The sequence below is a fragment of the Flavobacterium sp. DW-iso2 genome, assembly GCF_058725285.1.
Window position 1 is genome coordinate 45,498 of the sequence record NZ_JBZXDY010000001.1, and the last position, 21,771, is coordinate 67,268.

Genomic DNA, 21,771 nt, shown 5'->3' on the forward strand with positions numbered 1-21,771 from the left:
AGGTTTCTAATGAAAGATAATTAATCCTATTTTTGTAAAAAAAATAAAGAGCAATTGAAAGTATATTTTTTAGGCACTGGCACATCACAAGGAATACCTGTTATTGGGAGTAATCATCCAGTATGCAAAAGCACTGATTTGAAAGACAAAAGGCTGCGCGTATCTGTTTGGATTAGGTGGAACGACCATTCTTATGTAATTGATTGTGGCCCTGATTTCAGGCAACAAATGCTGGCGTCTAATTGTCAAAAAGTAGATGGAATTCTTTTTACTCATGAACATGCTGACCATACTTCTGGTTTAGATGATATTCGACCGTTTAATTTTAAACAGGGAGAGATTCCTATTTATGCCCATCATCGGGTGATAGATAATCTCAAGGAACGTTTTGATTATATTTTTACAGCAGTAAATAGATATCCTGGAGCACCCTCCGTAAAAACCATTGCTGTTGTCAATAATCAACCATTTCAAATAGGGGATAAACTAGCCATTCCTATAAATGTAATGCATGGTGAATTACAAGTATTTGGTTATAGGATTGATGATTTTGCTTATCTTACTGACGTTAAAACAATCGATGAAAGTGAAATACTAAAACTTCAAGGTTTAAAAGTACTAGTAATAAATGTATTAAGAGAAGAACCTCACTTCTCCCATTTAAATTTGGAAGAAGCCTTAGATTTAATTGCACTGCTACAACCTGAAAAAACATATTTAACTCATATAAGTCATGTGTTCGGTTTTCATGAAGAGGTACAAAAAAAGTTACCTAAAAATGTTTTCCTCGCTTATGATAATTTAGAAATTACACTATAACAAAAAAATAAAATGAAAAAATCGTTTTTACTCTATGCCTTTATAATACTGGTTCTTATGAATGTTTTTACCTATAGCTTTTATAGTAGCGAGGTCAGTTTTGAACAAAAAAGATATGAAAAAACAACTAAAAAATTAAAAGATAGCTTGAACTCAATTACTGCTAAGTTGAATGATGCTAATTATTTTTCTTTGGAAAAAAATGAAAATGCTCAGAATTATTTTGAATCGGGAGATTCGGAAAAAATGATAAAGTATGAAGAATTAATTCCTTATGTAACAGAAAAATTACTGGATTTCAATACAAATCCAAAAGGGAATCCTTATGTAGGCCAAGATCAAATAGGGGCTCATAAATTTATTATTAATAAAGTAAAAATTCTAAACCACAGATGGATTATTGCTGATTATAGTGATGGAGAAATTTGGGGTGAAGTACTACTGAAGTATTTCGTAAATAGTGATGAAAGTATTTCTTTTGAAGTAAATCAAACCTTATTGTATCAGAAATAAAAAAAAGGTTCCAAATTTTGGAACCTTTTTTTTTGTTTTTTTTTATAACCAGTTTTTGAAATCAGCAAATATCTGAGGTGATATTCCGTGTCCAATTGGGTATTCTTTGTATATAGAATTGATTCCTAATGCGTCTAAAAAAGGCTTTGTTTTTCTTGCCCAAGTTACTGGGATTACTTGGTCAACGACACCGTGAGAAGCAAATATACTTAGTTTTGAGAAATCGTTATTTCGATAATTTTCTTCAAAAATCTCGTCATTTACATAGCCGCTTAAAGCAATTACTTTATTGATCTTTTCTGGATGTGATAACGCAATTGCGTAACTCAATATCGCTCCTTGGCTAAAGCCTAGCAACGAAACTGCTTTTGGATCAATCGGATAATTAAGAATTAATTCATCAATGAAACGGGCAATTAAATCTCTAGAAGATTTTGCTTGTTCGTTATCTGAAAATTTATTTTGGTCTGCATCAAAATTGATCGCATACCAGGCATAACTACCGTATTGCATATCATAAGGCGCTTGTGCAGATATCACGTAATACTCGTCAGGAAGCTCATCTGCAAACGAAAATAAATCTTCGGCATTGCTACCGTATCCGTGAAGTAAAAGTAAAAGTGGGTTTTTGTCTAGTTTTATTTTTGGCTCTCTAATGAGATATTGTAAAGATGAATTCATTTTGTTTATGGGTTTAAAAAATCGATGTCAAAGTTTTAAACTTTGACATTGTTGAGGAATTTTTGAAATTAATATTTAGGAGATATTTGAAAACCATTTTTGGAATAATGCTCCCAATAAAGGCATCGGTTTTGTTTCTCCTTTTATTGCACTGAAGATACCATATGACCACAGTACGGAAACGAAAATCCACATTGGAGCGGATATTAGCAGGCTGTCAAAATTACTAATAATTAAGCCTAGTGAGATAAAAGTAAGCGTTATTCCCAGTCCTTGACGGATATGAAATGAAGCAAATGTATTTTTATCTTCGGAATTCATAGACATGGCGATAAAAACTCCTATACCTAAAATATAACTGGTAATCGCTGCCGTTTTTCCTTTTTCAATCGTATTATTCATGTTGTATGATTATGCTATTATTAATTTTCCTTGGTTTACAATTCCGTACACTTTTCCTTTTGTTTCTGTTCCCAGAAATGCTGAGTTTTTAGATTTGGATAAAATGGCTGCCTTGGTGAAAACACCTTTTCCTTTGGTTGTGAATAAACTCATGTTTGCTTTGGCTCCTTCTGCAATAGGATGACTTTCGATACTAAAAACTGTTTTTCCGGAAGTTAGTTTTTCTACTACTTTTTCTAATGGTAAAACAGTCATCAGAGCGCCAAAGGCACTTTCTAATCCGATAGTCCCATTTTTAGCCATGTCAAACTCCATTTTCTTATGTTCAATATCGATAGGATTATGGTCTGATGTGATCATATCAATGGTATTGTCCACTATTGCTTCGAGTAGTGCTTTGCGATCTTTTTCCGTGCGTAAGGGAGGCGAAACTTTAAATCGGGTATCAAAACCTTCCAGTTTTTCATCGGTCAATACTAAATGATGCACCGCTACACTACAGCTAACTTGTAATCCTTTTGCTTTGGCGTCTTTGATTAATTGAACTGATTTTGCAGTAGAAACAGTTGGTATGTGCAACTTACCTCCAGTGTATTCTAATAAAAATAAATTCCTTGCAATTTGTAATTCTTCGGCAAGATTTGGAATTCCTTTTAACCCTAATCGAGTGGAAACAACACCTTCGTTAACAACACCTTGACCTTTTATTTTTTCGTCTTGTGGAAACGCGATCACTAATCCGTCAAAATCTTGAACATATTGTAAGGCAATTTTCAGCAAATTAGCATTGTCTTGGCTTTTATTATAATCGCCAAAGGCAACGGCTCCGCAATTTGTCATGTCAAATAATTCTGCCAGGTCTTTTCCTTCGCTTCCTTTAGTCAGAGCACCAATTGGGAAAAGTTGCGTAGCACTTCCTACAGCTTTATTTTGAACAAAATTAACATGGGACTGATTGTCAATGATAGGGAAGGAGTTGGGCTGCAACCCGATAGCAGTAAAGCCGCTTTTTGCCGCAACATTTAATCCATTAGCAATCGTTTCTCTATCTTCATAACCCGGCTCTCCCAGTGAAACGCTACTGTCAAACCATCCTTGAGATACATGGAGATTGTCGAGTTTTACTTCTTCGGTTTTATCTGTATTGGGAAGGGAAGGTGCTATTTTTTTGATAATACCATCTACCACTAAAATATCTACTGTCTGATTGTGAAAAGGACTGTTTGAATCGATAATTTTGGCGCTTCGGAGGATAAATTTCATATATAGAGACTTTTTTTTTAATTCTGGATTCTAAAAATAAATAATTTATTTCACGAATCGTATGATTGCCATTTCAGTGACTAGAAAGAGCAGTGCAAAGATAACAAACCATTTCCAAATTTGATTATCCAATCGGTTGGTTTGTAAAGTATCAAATACATTTGCCACGGAATCAATTATTTTATACTCAGAAAGTAGATTTTCATTGACTGCGCTAAGATCACTTTCTGTTCTGTCGTAGTTAAAACTGATGTTTTCCAAAAGTTCTTTTTGGTTGTAGACTCCGTAATTACCCGCTTCTTCTGGATAATTATTAAAAGTTAATTTCACCTTGTCATTGATGATTCGTTGCACAGGTATAAAACTTTCAGCTAAATTGGTAACGGTCAAGACCGCATCTTTAGATAGTGCAGCATCAACAAGAAATGGATTTGTATTTCCAATCGTAAATGCATTTATACCTTTTGGCTGGTTATTCATTGCCATTTTATAAAAAGTGGGAACGATAAGCGGAGATTGCTGAAAATTGGAATTTGCAGTGTTTATTGGAGCCGAAAAAACATACACGGTAGAAAGTGCATTTGGTAATGCAGTTAAAAAGGTACTTTGGTCGTCATTATATAGTGCTGCCGGATTTGTATTTGATATTGTAAAGGAACTGTTTGTTTTTGGATATTGGAAATTAGTAATTCTATTTTCAAAAACAGCTTTAAACAACGGATGATTGAAATTGATTTTGGTAATCCTTTTCTCCATTCGTTCAAAAGACTTAAATTGGATGGCTCCAAAATTCCCAAGAAACTGATTCAGATTTGCTGGTGCGTCTTTTTCTGAAGGGATAATGACAAGGCTACCGCCTTTTTCTACAAAAGATCGTAAAGTAGTTTGTAACGCTTGCGGAATATCATCTAGTTCATTTAATAGGATTAGATCTTGTTTTTCAATGCTGTTGTAATCTAATGAGCGAATAGTCGAATTGACAAAATTAAACTCATTATCGGTATAAATCCGACTTAGGAAGTTGCTTTTTTCGGGTTCACCAATACTAATAATATTGGTTTTTTTTATTTTCGAAATAGTGAAATATAAAGTGTTGTCATAAGCGAGACCATTATCAGTGATAGAGGCATAACCGTGAAAAGGTTGTTTTGGAATAGTAAAATTGATACTCTTCTTTTTAGTTTCAAAGTTAACGGCGGTTTTTGCAACAAGCTTATTTTGATTGTAAATTGCAATTGGTACCGCTTTAAAATCAGTGCCATAATGTGATAATTCGACCGTTATATCATAGAAATCATCTGATATTTCATTAATATAAACACTATCGATAGCAGTATTATTTTTTTGTTCTGCTTTTGGAATTATAAAATAAGGCACATCATTTTTGTCTCTGTTTTTAAGTTGTTTTTCAGTAAGACCAATTGCATCTGTAATAATAATGATATCTTTTTTAAATGCAGACTTATGTGCTTTTATTTTTGAAATTATAGGATCTATTTGAAACGGCGAAGCGCTGTATTTTAGATTTTGGAGGGAACTCCGAATTGATTTAATATCAGTGTCCCAAAAATCTTCAGAATTCGTCAACAAAGAAAAGGTAGTGTTTTCTGGAGTGTCTTCAAGTAGTTCCTGAACGGCTCGTTTCATTAGCTCTCCTTTTTTTCCTTTGGCCTGCATGCTAAATGAATTGTCTAAAATAATATACATTTCATTTGATGCATTCTCTTTATCTTTTGCCGCAAAAAAAGGTAGGGCAAAAGCTACAACGATACAAGAAAGTAATAATAATCGGCAGCTAAGAAGCAACCATTTCTTTATTTTAGAGCTTTTTCTAGTTTGCACAGAAAGTGCTGCAAGGAACTGAACGTTAGTGAAGTATTCTTTTTTGAAACGGCGAAATTGAAATAAATGAACCAAAATTGGTACGATCAAAAGGAACAGAAAGTATAAAATTTCAGGATGTTTAAATTGCATTCTTATGTCGAGTTTGCTTCATTAGATTATATTCTCAATGAAGTTGCAACCAAAAATACAAATTTGTTAACAGTTGTAATACGCTATTCTTTAAATTTTTTATTGAAGATGTTCTTTTCTTTTCAATTTATAACAAATCATATTTTTATTGACTTTATATTTTTTAACTACTGCAAATAGACAGTGATATATTACGTATTTTAGCTTTTAAATATAATTTACGAAAATGAAAAAGCAAATTACCATCCTTCTATTCGTTTTAATCTGCAACAGTATACAAGCTCAAGGGAATAAATTCAATTTGGTTATTGGAACGTATACAAAAGAATGCGAAAGCAAAGGAATTTATGTTTATGATTTTGATTCGAAAACAGGGGATTTCAGTTTTAAAAATGCTTCTGAAAATACGGTAAACCCTAGTTATTTAACTGTTTCTGCAGATAATAAGTTTGTTTATTCCGTAAATGAAGACGGTGGAGAAAGTAAAGTAAGCGCTTTTAGTTATACGCCAAATACTGGTAAATTAGATTTTCTAAATTCTCAGAATTCGATGGGAGCAGACCCTTGTTATATTATTAATGATAATAAAAATGTAATTGCCGCTAATTATTCTGGCGGAAATATTTCCGTTTTTGGTAAAAATGAAGACGGAAGTATTGGCGAAGCCAAACAAGTTGTTCAGCACTATGGGAAGGGAAGTAACGCTGGTAGACAAGAAGGACCGCACGTTCATATGGTTCAATTTTCTCCAGATAAAAAGTTTGTTTTATCGAATGATTTAGGGAATGACAAGGTATATTCATATGAATACAATCCAAATGCGAGCACGGTAGCATTAAAACTGAAAGATAGTTTTGCTGTTGAGTCAGGAAGTGGTCCAAGGCATTTGACCTTTAGTAAAAATGGGAAGTATGTTTATCTATTACAAGAACTTACTGGAGGTTTGACGGTCTTTTGTTATTCTAAAGGAAAGTTGAAAAAAGTGGATCAAACTACTATTTTAGCCAAAGATTTTAAAGGAAGTTTCACTGGAGCCGACATACATATTTCTCCTGACGGTAAATTTTTATATGCTTCAAACCGCGGGGAAGCCAATACTATTTCAATTTTTAAGATCTTAAAAAACGGAAAATTAGAATCGAAAGGACAAGTTAGTTCGCTGGGTAAAGGTCCAAGAAATTTTGCGATTGATCCATCTGGAAATTTTCTTTTAGTAGCACATCAATATACGAATGACATTGTTATATTTAAAAGAAATAGTACTACTGGTGCGCTAACAGATAGCGGAAAAAGAATTGAGTTGTGCGCTCCTGTATGCTTGGTTTTTACAGCTAGTAATTAGTGTTCAGTATTCAGTTATTAGTCTTCAGTAGTATATGGCCTGACTACTAATAACTGAATACTGCTTACTATTTCTTCTTGTCTTTTCTTTTCTTGTCTCTCGTTTTTAACATATTACGATTGACAGAACCATGAGTTTTTTTCTTGGTAACACCAGGTCCTCCTAAATTGACTTTCTTATTCTTCTTACTTTTTTCTTGAAAAGCACCATCTCCATCAAGCGTTTTCTTTTTCATTAAGAACTTAACGACTTGTCTTTCTTTTTCTGGTTCAATTAACTTTGCCGAAACTTCTACAGCTTCAGGAAACGCTTCAATAGGTAATTCCATGTTCATTAAAACCTCAATTTCCACTTTTGCTTCTTCCTCTCGAGGAGCAATAAAACTTATTGCTATTCCAGTTTTATCAGCACGTCCCGTTCTACCTATACGGTGCATGTATAATTCCGGCATCGCTGGCATCTCAAAGTTGATAACATGGGTAATATTAGAAATATCTAAACCCCTAGCCATAATATCTGTAGTAATCAGTCCGCGTAGATTTCCTTCTTGGAAAGAAGCCATCGTACTCAAACGGTAATTTTGAGATTTATTAGAGTGAATTACTCCAAATTGATCTGCAAAATCTTCATCGATACGAACGTGAAGCATATCTGAAATTTTCTTGTTGTTTACAAAAATTAAAACACGACTCATGTCTTCGTTTTCTTGTAACAAGTGTTTCAATAGATTTACTTTCGTATTAAAATTTGTTGCATTGTAAGCGACTTGTTGAATGTTTTCCAATGGTGTTCCAGAAGCCGACAATGTTACCTCTTGTGGATAATCAAAATAGTCATTTAAAATAGCATCTACTTCATCTGTCATGGTTGCAGAAAACAAGATGTTTTGTCGTTTTTTAGGCATCATGGCTAAAATAGCAGTCAGTTGAGTACGAAACCCTAAATTCAACATTTCATCAAATTCATCAATAACCAGTTTTTGCATTTCTTCAAAACGAATCACATTGTCTAATGTTAAATCCATGATTCTTCCCGGTGTTCCTACAAGAATATCACAACCTTGATAGATTGTCGTTTTTTGGGTATTGATGTTTACACCACCAAAAATACCAACGGTACGAACCGACATGTATTTGGTCAATTTTTCCACTTCCTCTACAACTTGAACTACAAGTTCACGCGTAGGGACTAGGATTACTATTTTTGGAGTATGTCCAGGAAGGAATTTGTATAATTTTAATAAGGGTAATAAATAGGCAAATGTTTTACCAGTTCCCGTTTGGGCAATTCCCATCATATCACGACCAGACATTATCACAGAAAAAGTTTTTTCCTGAATAGGAGTAGGGGTAGTAAATCCTAAATCGTCTATTGCTTTTTGGACTGATTTGGGAAGATTGAATTGCTCGAAAGTGGTCATAAAACGTATATTTTTTGCAAAGATACGGTTTTTGAAAGTAAAGATGCTAATTGGGGTTTAAACTCCTACAATTGTGCAGTAGACGATCAATACCTTAGTCAATGGTAAACAGATATAAGAAACTTAAAACCCTTCAAAAACACCCAAGCCAAAGAGTGCAAAATCATATTTAACAGGGTCGTTTGGGTCAAGTTTCCGCAGTTTTGCATCTAATTCAGCCACTGCTTTACCATCATTTTGTTTCCGAGCTAAAAGCCCAAGTTTTCGGGCTACATTTCCAGAATGTACGTCTAAAGGGCATGATAGGATTGCAGGAGGAATACTTTTCCATATTCCTAAGTCAACTCCTTTGCTATCCTGACGGCACATCCATCTCAAAAACATGTTTACACGCTCAATTAAGGTGGCGTTATCCTAAAATCATAAATCACTATATTTGCAAGTGAACTAAAGTCTAAACACCACTTATAATGGTCATTAATAAAAATGAACTTAAAGATTTTCTTGATGCAAAGGTACTACAATATAATACTATTGATTTTATTGAGCCTGACCCAATAAGTATCCCACATCGTTATACATTAAAAGAGGATATTGAAATTTCTGGGTTTCTCGCTTCAACAATAGCGTGGGGAAATCGAACCATGATTACTAAAAATGGTCATCGTATGATGGACATAATGGGCGATTCGCCTTTTGACTTTGTTATGAGTCATGAAGACTACCAGCTAGAACGACTAGAAGGTTTTGTCCATAGAACATTTAATTCAGATGATTTTAAACATTTTATCGTTGCACTCAAACACATTTACACCAATCATAGTGGTTTAGAAGGTGTTTTTAACAAGTATCAAACTGAAGATTCATTACAACCAGCGATATTTGAACTACATAAAGCCTTTTTTGAAATACCACATCTAGAAAGAACACGTAAACACGTAGCTAATCCAAACAAAGGTTCTGTTTCAAAAAGAATCAATATGTATTTGAGATGGTTAATAAGAAACGATAGTACAGGAGTGGATTTTGGATTATGGAAATCAATATCACCATCTAAATTATCATGTCCTCTAGATGTGCACTCTGGTAACGTTGCTCGTAAACTAGGTCTTCTTACCAGAAAACAAAACGATACCAAATCCTTAAACGAACTAGATTGCTCATTGAGACTACTTGACCTCAAAGACCCTGTTAAATATGATTTTGCCTTGTTTGGTTTAGGTATATTTGAGGATTTTTAATGGTTTGTAAAGTAGTTGCATATTTCGGTGGTCGAGATGAATCAGAAATCTCAAACTTTCCTAAAAAATAATATATCGCTAGCAAACAGTAGTCAAAACTTTATTAGTGTAATAAAAAATAGTGAAAATTTTCTAAAAATATTTTTATCACAAAATTTGGTAAATATTTTATTTACAGTATCATACCCCTAGTTACCAAGCCTCACACCCCCTCCTATGGGACGGCGGTAACAGGGGAAGGACTACATAGGGAGGGATGTATATTATACCATGCTTCTTTTTTGCATTACTCTTTTGACCTTAATAATAGTCGCTGAGGATGCCCCTGTAATTTCTACTACTTCACGAATCGTGAACCTCTTCTGGAGCTTCTTTTGAACCATCTGATGACGTTGTAATAATTTTTCATCCGATTGCGTGGTTCCTAGTTTACGTCCTGTAAATTTGCCCAAGGCCTTACCTATAGCAATCCCCTCAGCGGTTCTAGTTTTGATACGGTTACGCTCCATTTCTCCAATCGAAGCCATTACACTAATTACAAGCTTTGCCAGTGGGTTTTCATCACCGTTATCAAGTAAGGTGGTGAAACCTTCTTTTAATGATTTTAAGTTGATACCATTTTTAGTGAATGTTTCAATGGTATGGAGAATGTCTAATAGGTTTCTACCTAATCGGTCAACTGAATCAACAACAACCGTACAGCTTTGTGAATCGTCTGTTATTTTATCAAACATCTTATTTGCTTCGGGACGTTCGAAAAAAGGAATGTTACCCTGAATTTTTTCAATGAACACTTTTTCGACATCGTACCCAACATGAGATTTGAAATTTTCTAGCTGGCGACTTGAATTTTGTTGGGCGGTTGAGATTCTTGAATAGAAGTAATACATAGTGATGATTTTTAGGTGATTTTGTTTTAAAATTAGAGTCTAAATTATTCTAAAACATTAGTCGTGGTTTTGTTGGGTCTTTGGTTTTTTAATGTGTTTCATTTTATGGTTATAGTCTAAATCTAAAACCTGAATTTAAAGAAGGGAATTACTTCCCCTCGATGTAATCTAAAATATCTACCAGCATATCACAGTAAACATCTTCGACCTCATTCGTAACTTCGCCACTCTTATTAATGAATGTGATTGTATAAGTGTCTATCCATTTTAACTGAATCCTAACAATACCTTTGTGTTTGAATCCGTTTACTTTAAATTGCAAACCGCCTTGGTAATCTTTGGTTTCAGGTAGAGCTATAAAGTTTTTAGAACCATAAGCTCCTAGAGCCCATTTATCAGCATATTTAATTTGGGTGATGATTGTTTTAGCAATTTCCATATAAATAAAGTTTAACTTGATTAAGTCAATGCAAAGTAAAGTAATATTTTACTTAAAAGCAAATATTGCTTTATTTATTTTAAAAAAAAATAAGTATTACTTTATTTAATTTCATATATTTGTAAAAAATAAATATGGGAATTCTACGATTAAAGGAGTTGATGTCACAAGAGGGAATGAACCGTGAAGAATTAGCAAATAGAGTTGGGGTATCAATGACAACAATCTCTAACATAAATTCAGAAAAAAATCTACCTACCATAAGTTTACTGCTTCAGATAGCGGAAGCTTTGGATGTTGATATTCGAGAAATGTTTGTTTCAACAAAAGGTAGTGTTATTACAGAAAGTGAAGTTGAGGAAGCGAAAGCATTATTAGAGAAAAGTCTTCTGATTTTAAAAGGAAATCTTTAAACGTCAATTTCACTTACCAACTTTTAAATAAAAAATATTATGGGGAATATTAAACTTGGTAATAGAGAATTTTCAATTGAAAATTTTCATTTTTCACACGCATTTGCTGGTATGTTAGTCGGTAGTCCAGATAAAGAAACCATTAATGAAATTTTAGCTGAATTTAGATATCCCTTAAATTGGGGTGTACGAAAATCTGTTTTTCATTTACAAAAAGACTATCTACACAAAAGTGTTCCTAAAGCAGTAATTTATACAGCATGGTTAGATTCTGACCCAGTTAATGACCTCGAAAATGAATTTGATGGTAGTTATATTGTTGTAAGCTGGTTTGGTGGGGAGCAGATTGATAGGTCGATAATACAAATTATTGAAGATGGATTGTCTGGTTTTGATTATCTAAATAATGCTCAGAACTATAATTTTTAAGGTAGCATAAAATACATATTTTTCTAAATAGGAAAAATAAAAAGGGTTTAGCTTCTTTTAAGAAGCCAAACCCGAAAATTTACAATTGTATGCTAAGGTGTAAAAATCTATTCATAATTATGATACTGGTCTTCAATTAATAACCATTTTTTATCAACCGAATTATACTTGAATATTTTTTCATAATAACCACCAAGTCCACCACGTGATAAAGAGGAAATAGTTTTACTTTTGCTATCAAATTTTGAAGGAAAACGCATAATTTCCGTGGTTAAAAATTCTTCTATTACTAATTGGTGGCCATCAAATATATAAAATTCGTAAAATGCCCCGCTGTTAGCACTTTCAATTTTTACTGCAATATCTTCTTTGCCATCAAAATTGAAGTCGGCTACAACTAGGTCTCCAAAATCTCCATCACTACTTTGGTTAATATTAAATCCCGTAATCAATGATTGACTAGTTTGATTACTGGAATATGCATCACCCAAAGAAGCAGTGTCTTCAATGTCTATTAAAATCGATTGCTTAATTTCCCCTGTGGATTTATTAATTACTTCAAGATTAATTTTGCCTATTATTAAATTATTATTTTCATCTTTTACCTTTTCTAAAGAAATTCTATAATTATTTATATTAGAAAGTTGATTATATTCTACTTGTTGTGATTTGCTAGATTTTATTATAAGGCTCTCGGTTTTCATATTTGACACGGAATCATTAAGCACTTGCTCTATCTTTACGACATCCTTGTCAATTGCTTTTTTATTTTTTGTTTCACTTTCGAAATAATACCAAATTCCCAAAAAAACCATCAATACAATTGCTGCTAACATTATCAATGATTTTTGAATTAAATTATTATTGTATATATTTCCGCTTTCAACTTCATGACGATTTGTATCACTAGGTTTTTCGTTTAATCCAATATCTATCTTTTGATTTTGGATGTCTAAATCATTTTCTTCAACGGCATTTTTTTTGGTGAGAAAATTATAATCACATTTGTTACATTTTAAACTTGTAGTATTAACCAATGATTTACAATTTGGGCACTCTTTTTCAATATTACGAATTTCATTAATTATTTCTATTTTGTTTTCTGCGTAAGTTTCAAATTCAGAGTTCCCACATTTCATGCAATAGTTATCAGTGTTTAAGGCGTTAAAATTACATTTTTTACACTTCTTTACATTTTCAAAATTATTATACATATTAAATATTTTTTGTTTTAAGCTTCATTAAAAATTCTACCTTTTATAAGCTACAAGTTAGCATACAAATAAATATTGATATTAAAATATTGGCAATTGTGTTATATATTATAATTCTGCATCCACGTTTGTTATTTTATAAAAAAAAATATGCAAAAGCCCCTAAAAAAGCTATAATCATCCCAATTGTTCCAAATATTATCGACAAAATAATATGCGTAACGCCATGACCAACATTACCTTTTGATATTGTTGCTATTCCAATTACAATTCCTGCTATTAGTAAAATTACTGGAAATAGGAAAAGAGAAAAAAAAGCTACAATGTATCCAGATATAATTAAGTTAATATCAGCTCCTATTTCATTATTAACGTTTTTTGTGTTTAAATGATTATTTAAAATAGTTTTTTGGTTACTTCGATTCAACTTATAGATGGGATAGGAACATTTAACACATTGTATTGCTTGTTCTGAAACTTGAGTTCCGCATTCTGGACAAAAGATTAGAGCCATTATATTAAAGGAGAATTGATACGAAAAATGTAATTACCCAAACCCAAAAATAAGATTGTTTATGATTTAGTTGAGTGGCTCTATTATATAAATAAATTGGCACAATTAATACCGCCCAAAAAGTAAATATTTTCTTAGTATCAATGCCGATATTTTTTAGATTTTTATTGTCAGCAAAAATCAACATAATATTTATTAAACAAATTACCCACCAAAAACTATTAAAATCATAGTACTTGTGAGTTAATGATGTTATAAAGCCATATACAAGACCTTGTGAAAATGCACCTATAAATGGCACGAATGCCAATAACCACACTATAGCATTACTGACTTCTATATTATTTAATGTTTCGGAGTCATTAAAGTATTTAGTGTTGTCTGCGTGATTACTATTTCTATTTTTTATTGGATAAGCACATTTTACACATTGAATTGCTTGTTCGGAAACTTGATTTCCACATTCGGGACAAAATATTAGAGCCATATTACAGTTTATTTAATAACTTAATTTTTATTATTAGTTTTTTGGGTGCTGAACTTCTTACCAAATTATTTTGTATTTTTTTAGAAATTGCATCGGCAAACATTTATATTTTTTAGTTTTTCCTTTTTCTACTTAAATTTGGGTCAGATTTAAGTCTGCAAGTACAAGCCTTTGAGGACGAACAGTTTTTTGAAGAAGCATCTAAATCATTTGATTGCACGCTTGAACCCTTAACAGTTATGTTATCTTTTTTTCTCTGAAGAGGTCGAGTAATTTTCATATTGAATTGCACCTATGTAAACGATACAAAGAATTAAGGCCAGAAATATTGAAGAATATTTTTTTTATTTTTTTTTTAGATTATTTGTTTTAAACTCTTAAAATAGTAGTACTTATACGCTAAGAAAAGTCCTTAATATACCGAAAATTACAGAAAGCAGAATTTGAGTAATCCCATGTCTAACTTCATTTCTTGTAATGTTTACAATTCCGATTATTAAACCGAATATCATAAAGCATTACTCTTTTTTAAAACTTGAATTTTCAATTCAGGTTTAACCAATTTTTAATCGGATAAGAGCATTTTGGACATTTTTTTAGATTGGTCGGAAATTGATACGCTACAGTCTGGACAGAATAATAACGGCATGTTTTTAGCTTAATGTATTTTTAACTTGTATTAAAACTTTGTTTGCAATTTTCTCAGCTTCACCCCAATCGGTAACTTGAAACCCAGCCATTACACCACTTATAATAACATCCGTTTTTGTATCTGATAATTCAATTATAGTACAAGTCATTTTCTGCCCTTTCCAAGTCCACAAAGAACGCCCTGTTTCAAACGAAATTATACCGCTGTCTTTTTGCGAATTATTAACACTATAACCCAATGTCGCTAGCGCAGACAAACATCCTTTGAATATTTTATCTGCTGAATGATTAAATGATGCTTTAATTGATGTTGCCATTTTTTTGTTTTTAACTGTTGTAAAATATTATATCGTTTTTTTGAGTGATTTCTAGTCTCCACTAAAGTTTTTTTATTTTATACCAAATCTATATCAAACAAAACAATCACGCACCGTGTGTGGTTGATTCGTAGTATGAACATGATAAATAAATAGTTCTAAAACATAAGGTACATTTTCTTCCTACTTCTCCACCCAGCTTGATTTTTATACTTCACAAAAAATATCTTGAAGTCAGCTTGGTTTTCATATTGAACAAAATATATCTTTTTTGAAGCTTGGTTTTGATGGTCAACAAAATACCAATTCCCATCATTTTCTCCAGCTTCATTCTTATATTTTACCTTGAACACTTTTAGGTCAGCTTGATTCTCATGGTTAACAACTAAAACTTTAACATCAGCTTGATTAGCATATTTAACTGAATATACTGTTTGTGACAAACAGATATTTGCAAAGAATAATAGAAAAAAAGTATGTTTATTTCTCATATTGGACACTACTGTTACGCTCGCTAACGTACTATTTGTTAGTAAAGAAACTCATGGAGGTTTTAGTTTTGGAACAATCCATTACGTATACATTTTAGTAAGACCTAACTCCTCTACCATCACACATAGGACATGTTCTACCTTCCATTACTCCTGTAGCAACATTACGTCCTGTTTCAATTCCAGTCCCTTTGCATAATGTGCATGCATCCTTTTCATAAATTCTGCCATCATTACCTCTACTATAATCTCCATTATTTGTTGAGTTGGTTTCTCGGCCATCTAACTCAACTCCATATTTTCTTGCAGCGGCATTAAAGTTTTGAGTGAATTTTCTACCGCACTCTGGACTACAAATAAAAGATTGATTTCCATCATTTAAAGGTCTCCAAACACCGTTTGAGACCTCAGTGTATCCAGCTCCAACAAAATCTCTGTTACAAATATTGCATTCATTATAAGTTTTTTCTGTGATGGAATTATTAGAACTATCATAGGATGTGTTGTCTTGTCCTAAAGAGCTTGAATCTAAAACCGTTAAATTATCTCTCTCTTTTATTGAAAAAGCTGATGGGTTCTCAAATAGAATTGCACTTATAAAAACAAAAAAGAGTATCGAGAATATAATTACTATTGAAGTATATTTTTTCATTTTAGTAAGATTTAATATGTTAATACAATCAAAAATAAATCAAATCAGTAAATAAAAATTTAACAATTAGTTACCGTAGCTTTTTCTTGATTTATCGTTAGAATTTTAATTTAAAAACACCCCAATTAGGTGCGTTTTTTATGGGAACTAAGCGTTTGTTTGTACAGGGAAGACTATCCTAAAAATTTTAAGTCTTAAGTAATCAATTTTTTCACAATTGTGGATGGTAAAAATAAAAGAGAGTCCACTTTTGGTCACAAGATAATTAAATCCAATTATTTAAATAAGAGCTAAAAAATTAATCTCCTACAATACCCATCCAGTACCATCTGCCATTTTTATATTTGAAATACAAACTAGGATAACCTCCTACGGTTTGTTTTTCATTTGTGCCATCAATTCTATATTTTAAAGAATTAATGAGATTATTCCATCCTAGTTCTGTGTTATGGTCAGCATCATTTAAAAATTCATTAATAGTAGCACCGCCACCACCATCAAAAAAATTATTTGCGTCTGTCATACTTAAAATTTTTGCTTTATCCTTATTAACTAAAGATGTTCTAAATTCCTCTAAAAACGGTTCCCAACTTTCATTCATAGTCTGGCTATCATCTCTATTTTTAACATTTTGTGAATTGTAAGAGTTATCATTCGAGAAAAAGGTGTTAACTTTTTCTCTTAAATATTCTGAAGGATTCTCAGATAGAAAAGCTTTTCTAAAAACAAATAGAATAATAAAAGTTATTAGTAATAATGCAATATTTTTTTTCATTTTAGTAAGATTAATATGTTAATACAATCAAAAATAAATCAACAACGGCAATAAAAATGCATCAATTAGTAACCGTAGCCTTTTCTTAATTTACCGTTTGGGTTTTAATTTAAAAACACCCCGATTTGGAGTGTTTTTATAGGAAATAAGATTTTGTTTGTATGAGGAAGTATCGTAGTGTTTCTACTTTACTAATCTCAAATTATACAATCAAAACTAGCCGTTTATTTTGTTTGAACAATGGCTTTGTACTACTGAGTTTTGTATAACAATATTTTTTAATTTTGTTTTTCAATTAAAGTAAAGGTACCTACTAATGTATTGTCTGTTGTTATTTTATCATTCTGGCTCCTTTCTAGAGAATTAAAATTAAAAGTCCCGCTCATTTTTTTTCCATCAAATGATGTTATTTTTATTTGACCTGTTGTTAATCCTTTCACTAAACGATATCGTAGATTTGACATCCCTAGGTCAAATATTTCTAGAGTAAGTTCGGATGATGTAGCATTTATTATTTGACCGTTTTTAATATTTTCACCTAATTCCATGTATATTCCTAATCCCACTCCGAAGCTCAAAACATCGGATTCTACATCACCAAAAACTGAATAACTAAATTTACCTACGGCTTTTTCAGTTTTACCCCATTCCATTGTATGCTCTATTGCGTTATTTGGAGGATAGTAATTAACATTTTCATGATAACCATTCCCGTTTAATTTCATTGTAATTCGAGAGTCTGGATATTCTGGATTTGATAAAGCATTTATTGTATCAACATCCTCTTTTGTACAATTTGTTAATAAAAAAGGGATGGATAATAGAAGGATTATTTTTTTCATAATGTTATAATTTTAGGTTCTTGAAGTCAAAAATATACTATATAAACTTCTTAAAATTTAACAATTAGTTGCCGTATTCTTTTCACGACTTATCGTTTAAGGAAGATTAATCTTTAATTTTAAAACTACAGTTGTACCACTATTTGGTTTTGTGGTAATAACAACTGGAGCTATTGTTTCTAGTTGAAATAAAGAGATGCGCTCTTTCGCTAACTTTATACCTTTGGATGTATGTAGTTTGTTTAAATTTTCAGAAACCATTCCTTTACCATTGTCCTCAATTGTAATACTAAGGACATCCATAGTTTGTTTGAAAGAAAGTGTAAGTGTTGGACTTTTTGAATTAGAATCAAAAGCATGTACAAACACATTTTCCACGAAAGGCTGGATTAGCATTGGTGGTATTTCAATATCTAATAGCTCCGATGTATCATCTACTTGAATCGTTACATTCACATCGTCTTTTAAACGCATGTTTTCCAATTTAATATAGGACTGCAAATACTGAATTTCATCAGATAAATTAATTCGTTGTTTGGACGAGTTGTCAAGTGTTTGTCTAATTAGTTTTGAAAACTCACCCATGTACATTAGCGCATCATCAGTGTTATTATCAATAATAAAATTCTGGATGGAATTCATTGCATTGAATATAAAATGAGGATTCATTTGGCTTTGTAAGGCCTCCATTTTTGTTTCCGCTAAACGCTTTTGGATTACACCTTTGGCTTGTTCTTGTTTTTCAATAAGATGTACTCTTTTTTTATACAACATAAAACCAATTAGGGACAACAAAATTAGACTACAAGAAACAAACCACCATGTTTTCCAAAATGGAGGTCTGATGTTTAAATAAAAAGTATTGGGAAGAAATATTTCTCCAGTACCAATGTTTTTACCTTGTAATAGTATTTTATAGTTGCCATTGGGGATTCCAAGCAACTGTATTTTTCCATTTGATTCAAAACTGCTCCACGTAGTTGTTAAACCAACAATTTTATAGCGATATACATTTTTATTGGCATTAAAGGTATTGTTGGATGCAAAGACTAGTTCTATATCGTTTTCATCGTAATTTAGTTCTATTTTATTTTTGCCAAAACTGCCCCAACGAGTTAAAGAATCGGATTTAGCGTATGGCTTACCATTCACTGTAATCGAGCTTATTCTTATTGGAGTATTTTTTGGATTTTCATCTTTAGTAAATTCTTTTATATCCAATTGAATTAATCCGCTATTGGTTGCAACCCATAAATTACCGTTTTTATCTTTGGTGCAATTGTTAAACTGAACATCTTGTATCCCTTCGGATTTATTGATGAGTTTGATGAACTTATTATTTCGGATTAGGTTGATTCCTTTATTGGTACCAATGAAATAAGTGCCGTTTGATTCCTCTATGAAGGAAATGGTAGTACCGTAAATCTCTTTATTAGGCTTGTAAACATTTAGAATATCGAGGGTTTTGCCATTCCATTTAGTAACATAAACTCTTCCACTATTGGTTCCAAAAACCAATTGTCCTGATTCATTAATAAGTAAATCTTTGATGTAATTTTCTTTGAAGTTCAAAGAATAAAATTTATCGTTATTGAGCAAATACAACCCTTTTAGATGAGAGGCAAACCAAATCCTATTACCGTCTTTTACAATTTTAATAATATCCTTTGGAACGGATGAATCTTTAGGCGAAAAAGTAGTGTATTTAGTCCAATCGAATTTATTGGGCATAAATAAGAGGTCGGAGTACATAACACCATAGTAGGCTTGGTTTTTTTTATCGAAAATCAAGTGACCGCCTTCATAAAAATATTTAAAAAATAGAATTGCGTAATTCTTATCAAAACAGTAAACACCCCAAGTCGTATTTACCCAAGTATTTCCGTCATTATCGGACAAAATATTGAATGAAGAAAAACCATTCTTCCTTTTGGCTGCAGGAAACACAGTTTCTAAATCTGGGTTTAATCCATTTTTTTTGAAATAAACCACCATTTTTTTCCACAAAGTTTCCTTGTTAAGGATAGTATGAGTCAAGTCTTTGTCAAGAATAATAATATAATCTCTCGCTCCAATCCAAGTGCTATTGTTGGCGTTATTGTATAACTCTTGAATTTTTAATTCTTTCAACCCAAAATAAGAAGGTTCTAAATATTTAATACGCCCACTTAAATCTACACAATAAATTCCTTTATCGATAGTACCTACCCAGAGTAGTTGGGAATCTTTATCAAAATACAAGCACCATAAACCCGTAGATTTTATATTGGCTTGTAAAGTTATATCAGTTAGCGTGCCGTTTGAATATTTAAATAAACCACCGTCTGGGTCATTCACATTCCAAGCAGCACAATAGATATTATCTTTATCATCTTTTGCATAATCCCAAATAATCGGACATGGAATAGTGGATTCAACATTTGTGATTAGATTTTTTAGATATAAATTGTGGTTTTCGGCTCCTGAAAAGTAAGTACTGTTATTTATAAAAGAAGAATAAGACGCTGGTGGCGTGAAAACTTTTTCTAATGTTGATTTTTGGATATCCCTTTGAATTTTAAGAGTAAACACGTTATTATATGAAAATGTAACTAAGATTTTATCTGGTGTTTCAACAATACCAACTGCTTGAAAGTTCTGCCCTGAAGCAGTCTTTTGTTTGAATGATTTAAACTTCTTACCATCAAATAAACTCAAACCATCCTCAGTGGCTAAAATTAAGCATTTGTATTTTTTAGAATAATGTATTTTACGGATGGCATTATGTATCAATCCATCAGAATCATCATAATAGGTAAATTTTTTACCGTCATATTTTGCCAATCCTTTTCCATATAATGATAACCAGAGATTTTTATTTTCATCTTCAACAATAGACCAAACTCTATTGTGTTTTAATCCATTAGTTTCATTGAAAACTTTATATGTTGAACCATCATAACGGCATAACCCAGCTTCGGTACCTATCCACATTATACCTCTACTGTCTTTAAAAAAACACTTTATGTCATTACTAGGTAGACCATCATTTATGGTTATGTTTTTACTTGGAATTGTTTGTGCTACAACTATTTCTAAAAATAGAAAAAAAGCGAGTAGTAAATTATTTCTTTTGAATAATAGCATTGATAAAGTCTTCTTTTTTTCTTACTGATACAGGTAGAGTCTGCCCATTGCAAAGCTCTACAAGTAACTCATTGGTTTTGTTAAATCGGGTAACATAATTTAAATTCACCAAATAGGATTTGTGAATTCTCTGAAAAATTGAAGAAGGAAGTAGTTCTTCAATAAACTTCAGCGTTTTTGACAAGACAATTTTTTTACCGTCAAGGCATACTATTTTGCAGTAGTTACTATCTGCTTCACAATACAAAATGGCGTTGGTTTTTAATAACTCATATCCTGTTTCAGTGGGAAAAGCTATTTTTTTAAAATCTGAATTTCCTGTATCTAAATTCTCTAGCAGAAGCTTGAATTTTTCTTGGTGTGATGCTTTATGCGTTTTTACATCAAATTTATTTATGGTTTCCAATAAATCGATATAATTTATAGGTTTCAATAAATAATCTAAAGCACTGCATTTGATGGCATCAAGAGCAAATTCAGAATGTGCTGTTGTGAAAATAACCTCAAAATTAATTGATTTGATTTCTTTGAAAAGTTGAAATCCATTTTTGTTCGGCATCTGAACATCTAGAAAAACCAATTGTGGGTTAAATTTCTCTATTGCCAGAATTGCTTCGTCTATGCTTTCACACTTCGCCAAAACTAAAAATTTATCTGGAAAATAGCGCATTAGGAGTTTTTCTAAAAACTCCCTAGCATTATATTCATCATCAACTATTATTGTCTTAATCATAGTTTAAAAGTAGGTAAAAATATCATGTGTATGTTTTTGGAATTAGTAAACGTTATAACAATGGTGGTAATCGTATTTGAATTAAGCTTCTTTTTTAGATAATGTATTTATAAAATTACTTTGTCCCCTTTAATGAGTTTATA

The 21,771-nt window shown here is 31.8% G+C and carries 23 protein-coding genes and 1 pseudogene; 6 read left to right on the top strand and 18 right to left on the bottom strand.

What is annotated here, in order from left to right; genetic code table 11:
* The first annotated feature begins 54 nt into the window (after positions 1-54).
* Positions 55-819 (top strand): MBL fold metallo-hydrolase, encoded by a 765-nt coding sequence (locus AC4PRO_RS00190; protein ID WP_074723182.1) that lies wholly within the window; start codon positions 55-57, stop codon positions 817-819.
* A 12-nt stretch (positions 820-831) separates the two neighbouring features.
* Positions 832-1,332: a hypothetical protein gene (locus AC4PRO_RS00195; RefSeq protein WP_074723181.1), complete on the top strand. Its 501-nt coding sequence runs from the start codon at positions 832-834 to the stop codon at positions 1,330-1,332.
* Between the two features lie 42 nt (positions 1,333-1,374).
* Here AC4PRO_RS00195 and AC4PRO_RS00200 read toward each other — a convergent pair whose 3' ends face one another.
* The 4 genes from AC4PRO_RS00200 to AC4PRO_RS00215 all read right to left on the bottom strand — a co-directional run bounded on the left by AC4PRO_RS00200 (position 1,375) and on the right by AC4PRO_RS00215 (position 5,652).
* Positions 1,375-2,013 carry an alpha/beta hydrolase gene (locus tag AC4PRO_RS00200; RefSeq protein WP_074723180.1) on the bottom strand — a complete coding sequence of 213 codons (639 nt, stop codon included), beginning with the start codon at positions 2,011-2,013 and terminating at the stop codon, positions 1,375-1,377.
* Positions 2,014-2,088: 75 nt separating this feature from the next.
* Entirely contained in the window at positions 2,089-2,415 is a 327-nt protein-coding gene (locus tag AC4PRO_RS00205; RefSeq protein ID WP_492115842.1) for a hypothetical protein, read from the bottom strand.
* Between the two features lie 9 nt (positions 2,416-2,424).
* On the bottom strand, positions 2,425-3,678 hold the full coding sequence (locus AC4PRO_RS00210; RefSeq protein WP_492115843.1) for a dihydroorotase: 1,254 nt from the start codon (positions 3,676-3,678) through the stop codon (positions 2,425-2,427).
* Positions 3,679-3,723: 45 nt separating this feature from the next.
* Positions 3,724-5,652 carry a vWA domain-containing protein gene (locus tag AC4PRO_RS00215; protein WP_492115844.1) on the bottom strand — a complete coding sequence of 643 codons (1,929 nt, stop codon included), beginning with the start codon at positions 5,650-5,652 and terminating at the stop codon, positions 3,724-3,726.
* Between the two features lie 226 nt (positions 5,653-5,878).
* On the opposite strand from AC4PRO_RS00215, the gene AC4PRO_RS00220 reads away from it, so the two are divergent.
* A complete protein-coding gene (locus AC4PRO_RS00220; protein ID WP_492115845.1) occupies positions 5,879-6,994 on the top strand; it encodes a lactonase family protein in 1,116 nt (371 codons plus the stop codon).
* Positions 6,995-7,061: 67 nt separating this feature from the next.
* On the opposite strand, the gene AC4PRO_RS00225 is transcribed toward AC4PRO_RS00220, so the two are convergent.
* Entirely contained in the window at positions 7,062-8,414 is a 1,353-nt protein-coding gene (locus AC4PRO_RS00225) for a DEAD/DEAH box helicase (RefSeq protein WP_492115846.1), read from the bottom strand.
* A 123-nt stretch (positions 8,415-8,537) separates the two neighbouring features.
* Positions 8,538-8,807 (bottom strand): annotated as a pseudogene (locus AC4PRO_RS00230) (DUF2400 family protein); the annotation flags it as partial.
* 83 nt (positions 8,808-8,890) lie between these two features.
* Here AC4PRO_RS00230 and AC4PRO_RS00235 point away from each other — a divergent pair.
* Positions 8,891-9,655, top strand: coding sequence for a TIGR02757 family protein (locus AC4PRO_RS00235; RefSeq protein ID WP_492116023.1), 765 nt, complete (start codon positions 8,891-8,893; stop codon positions 9,653-9,655).
* 263 nt (positions 9,656-9,918) lie between these two features.
* On the opposite strand, the gene AC4PRO_RS00240 is transcribed toward AC4PRO_RS00235, so the two are convergent.
* Complete coding sequence (locus AC4PRO_RS00240; RefSeq protein ID WP_492115847.1) at positions 9,919-10,545, bottom strand: recombinase family protein; 627 nt, start codon at positions 10,543-10,545, stop codon at positions 9,919-9,921.
* A 148-nt stretch (positions 10,546-10,693) separates the two neighbouring features.
* Positions 10,694-10,984, bottom strand: a complete 291-nt coding sequence (locus tag AC4PRO_RS00245; protein WP_492115848.1) for a hypothetical protein — start codon at positions 10,982-10,984, stop codon at positions 10,694-10,696.
* Between the two features lie 134 nt (positions 10,985-11,118).
* Here AC4PRO_RS00245 and AC4PRO_RS00250 point away from each other — a divergent pair, with 134 nt between their 5' ends.
* Together AC4PRO_RS00250 and AC4PRO_RS00255 are read left to right on the top strand one after the other, a co-directional pair.
* The gene (locus AC4PRO_RS00250) at positions 11,119-11,397 is read left to right on the top strand and encodes a helix-turn-helix transcriptional regulator (protein WP_492115849.1); all 279 of its coding nucleotides are present in this window, start codon (positions 11,119-11,121) and stop codon (positions 11,395-11,397) included.
* A gap of 39 nt (positions 11,398-11,436) precedes the next feature.
* A complete protein-coding gene (locus AC4PRO_RS00255; RefSeq protein WP_492115850.1) occupies positions 11,437-11,826 on the top strand; it encodes a hypothetical protein in 390 nt (129 codons plus the stop codon).
* Positions 11,827-11,933: 107 nt separating this feature from the next.
* Here AC4PRO_RS00255 and AC4PRO_RS00260 read toward each other — a convergent pair whose 3' ends face one another.
* The 10 genes from AC4PRO_RS00260 to AC4PRO_RS00305 form a co-directional block, all read right to left on the bottom strand.
* The gene (locus tag AC4PRO_RS00260; protein ID WP_492115851.1) at positions 11,934-13,040 is read right to left on the bottom strand and encodes an XAC2610-related protein; all 1,107 of its coding nucleotides are present in this window, start codon (positions 13,038-13,040) and stop codon (positions 11,934-11,936) included.
* 136 nt (positions 13,041-13,176) lie between these two features.
* Positions 13,177-13,554, bottom strand: a complete 378-nt coding sequence (locus AC4PRO_RS00265) for a hypothetical protein (RefSeq protein ID WP_492115852.1) — start codon at positions 13,552-13,554, stop codon at positions 13,177-13,179.
* A 4-nt stretch (positions 13,555-13,558) separates the two neighbouring features.
* A complete protein-coding gene (locus AC4PRO_RS00270; RefSeq protein WP_492115853.1) occupies positions 13,559-14,041 on the bottom strand; it encodes a hypothetical protein in 483 nt (160 codons plus the stop codon).
* 653 nt (positions 14,042-14,694) lie between these two features.
* The gene (locus AC4PRO_RS00275) at positions 14,695-15,009 is read right to left on the bottom strand and encodes a hypothetical protein (protein WP_492115854.1); all 315 of its coding nucleotides are present in this window, start codon (positions 15,007-15,009) and stop codon (positions 14,695-14,697) included.
* Between the two features lie 158 nt (positions 15,010-15,167).
* Positions 15,168-15,452, bottom strand: coding sequence for a 7(1) septoil knot domain-containing protein (locus tag AC4PRO_RS00280; RefSeq protein WP_492115855.1), 285 nt, complete (start codon positions 15,450-15,452; stop codon positions 15,168-15,170).
* Between the two features lie 142 nt (positions 15,453-15,594).
* Positions 15,595-16,152: a hypothetical protein gene (locus AC4PRO_RS00285; protein ID WP_492115856.1), complete on the bottom strand. Its 558-nt coding sequence runs from the start codon at positions 16,150-16,152 to the stop codon at positions 15,595-15,597.
* Positions 16,153-16,450: 298 nt separating this feature from the next.
* Complete coding sequence (locus tag AC4PRO_RS00290) at positions 16,451-16,927, bottom strand: hypothetical protein (protein ID WP_492115857.1); 477 nt, start codon at positions 16,925-16,927, stop codon at positions 16,451-16,453.
* A gap of 278 nt (positions 16,928-17,205) precedes the next feature.
* A complete protein-coding gene (locus tag AC4PRO_RS00295; protein ID WP_492115858.1) occupies positions 17,206-17,769 on the bottom strand; it encodes a hypothetical protein in 564 nt (187 codons plus the stop codon).
* Between the two features lie 96 nt (positions 17,770-17,865).
* Entirely contained in the window at positions 17,866-20,895 is a 3,030-nt protein-coding gene (locus AC4PRO_RS00300) for a sensor histidine kinase (RefSeq protein WP_492115859.1), read from the bottom strand.
* A complete protein-coding gene (locus tag AC4PRO_RS00305; protein WP_492115860.1) occupies positions 20,873-21,628 on the bottom strand; it encodes a LytR/AlgR family response regulator transcription factor in 756 nt (251 codons plus the stop codon). Before AC4PRO_RS00305 ends, AC4PRO_RS00300 begins: the two co-directional genes overlap by 23 nt.
* Positions 21,629-21,771: the final 143 nt, after the last annotated feature.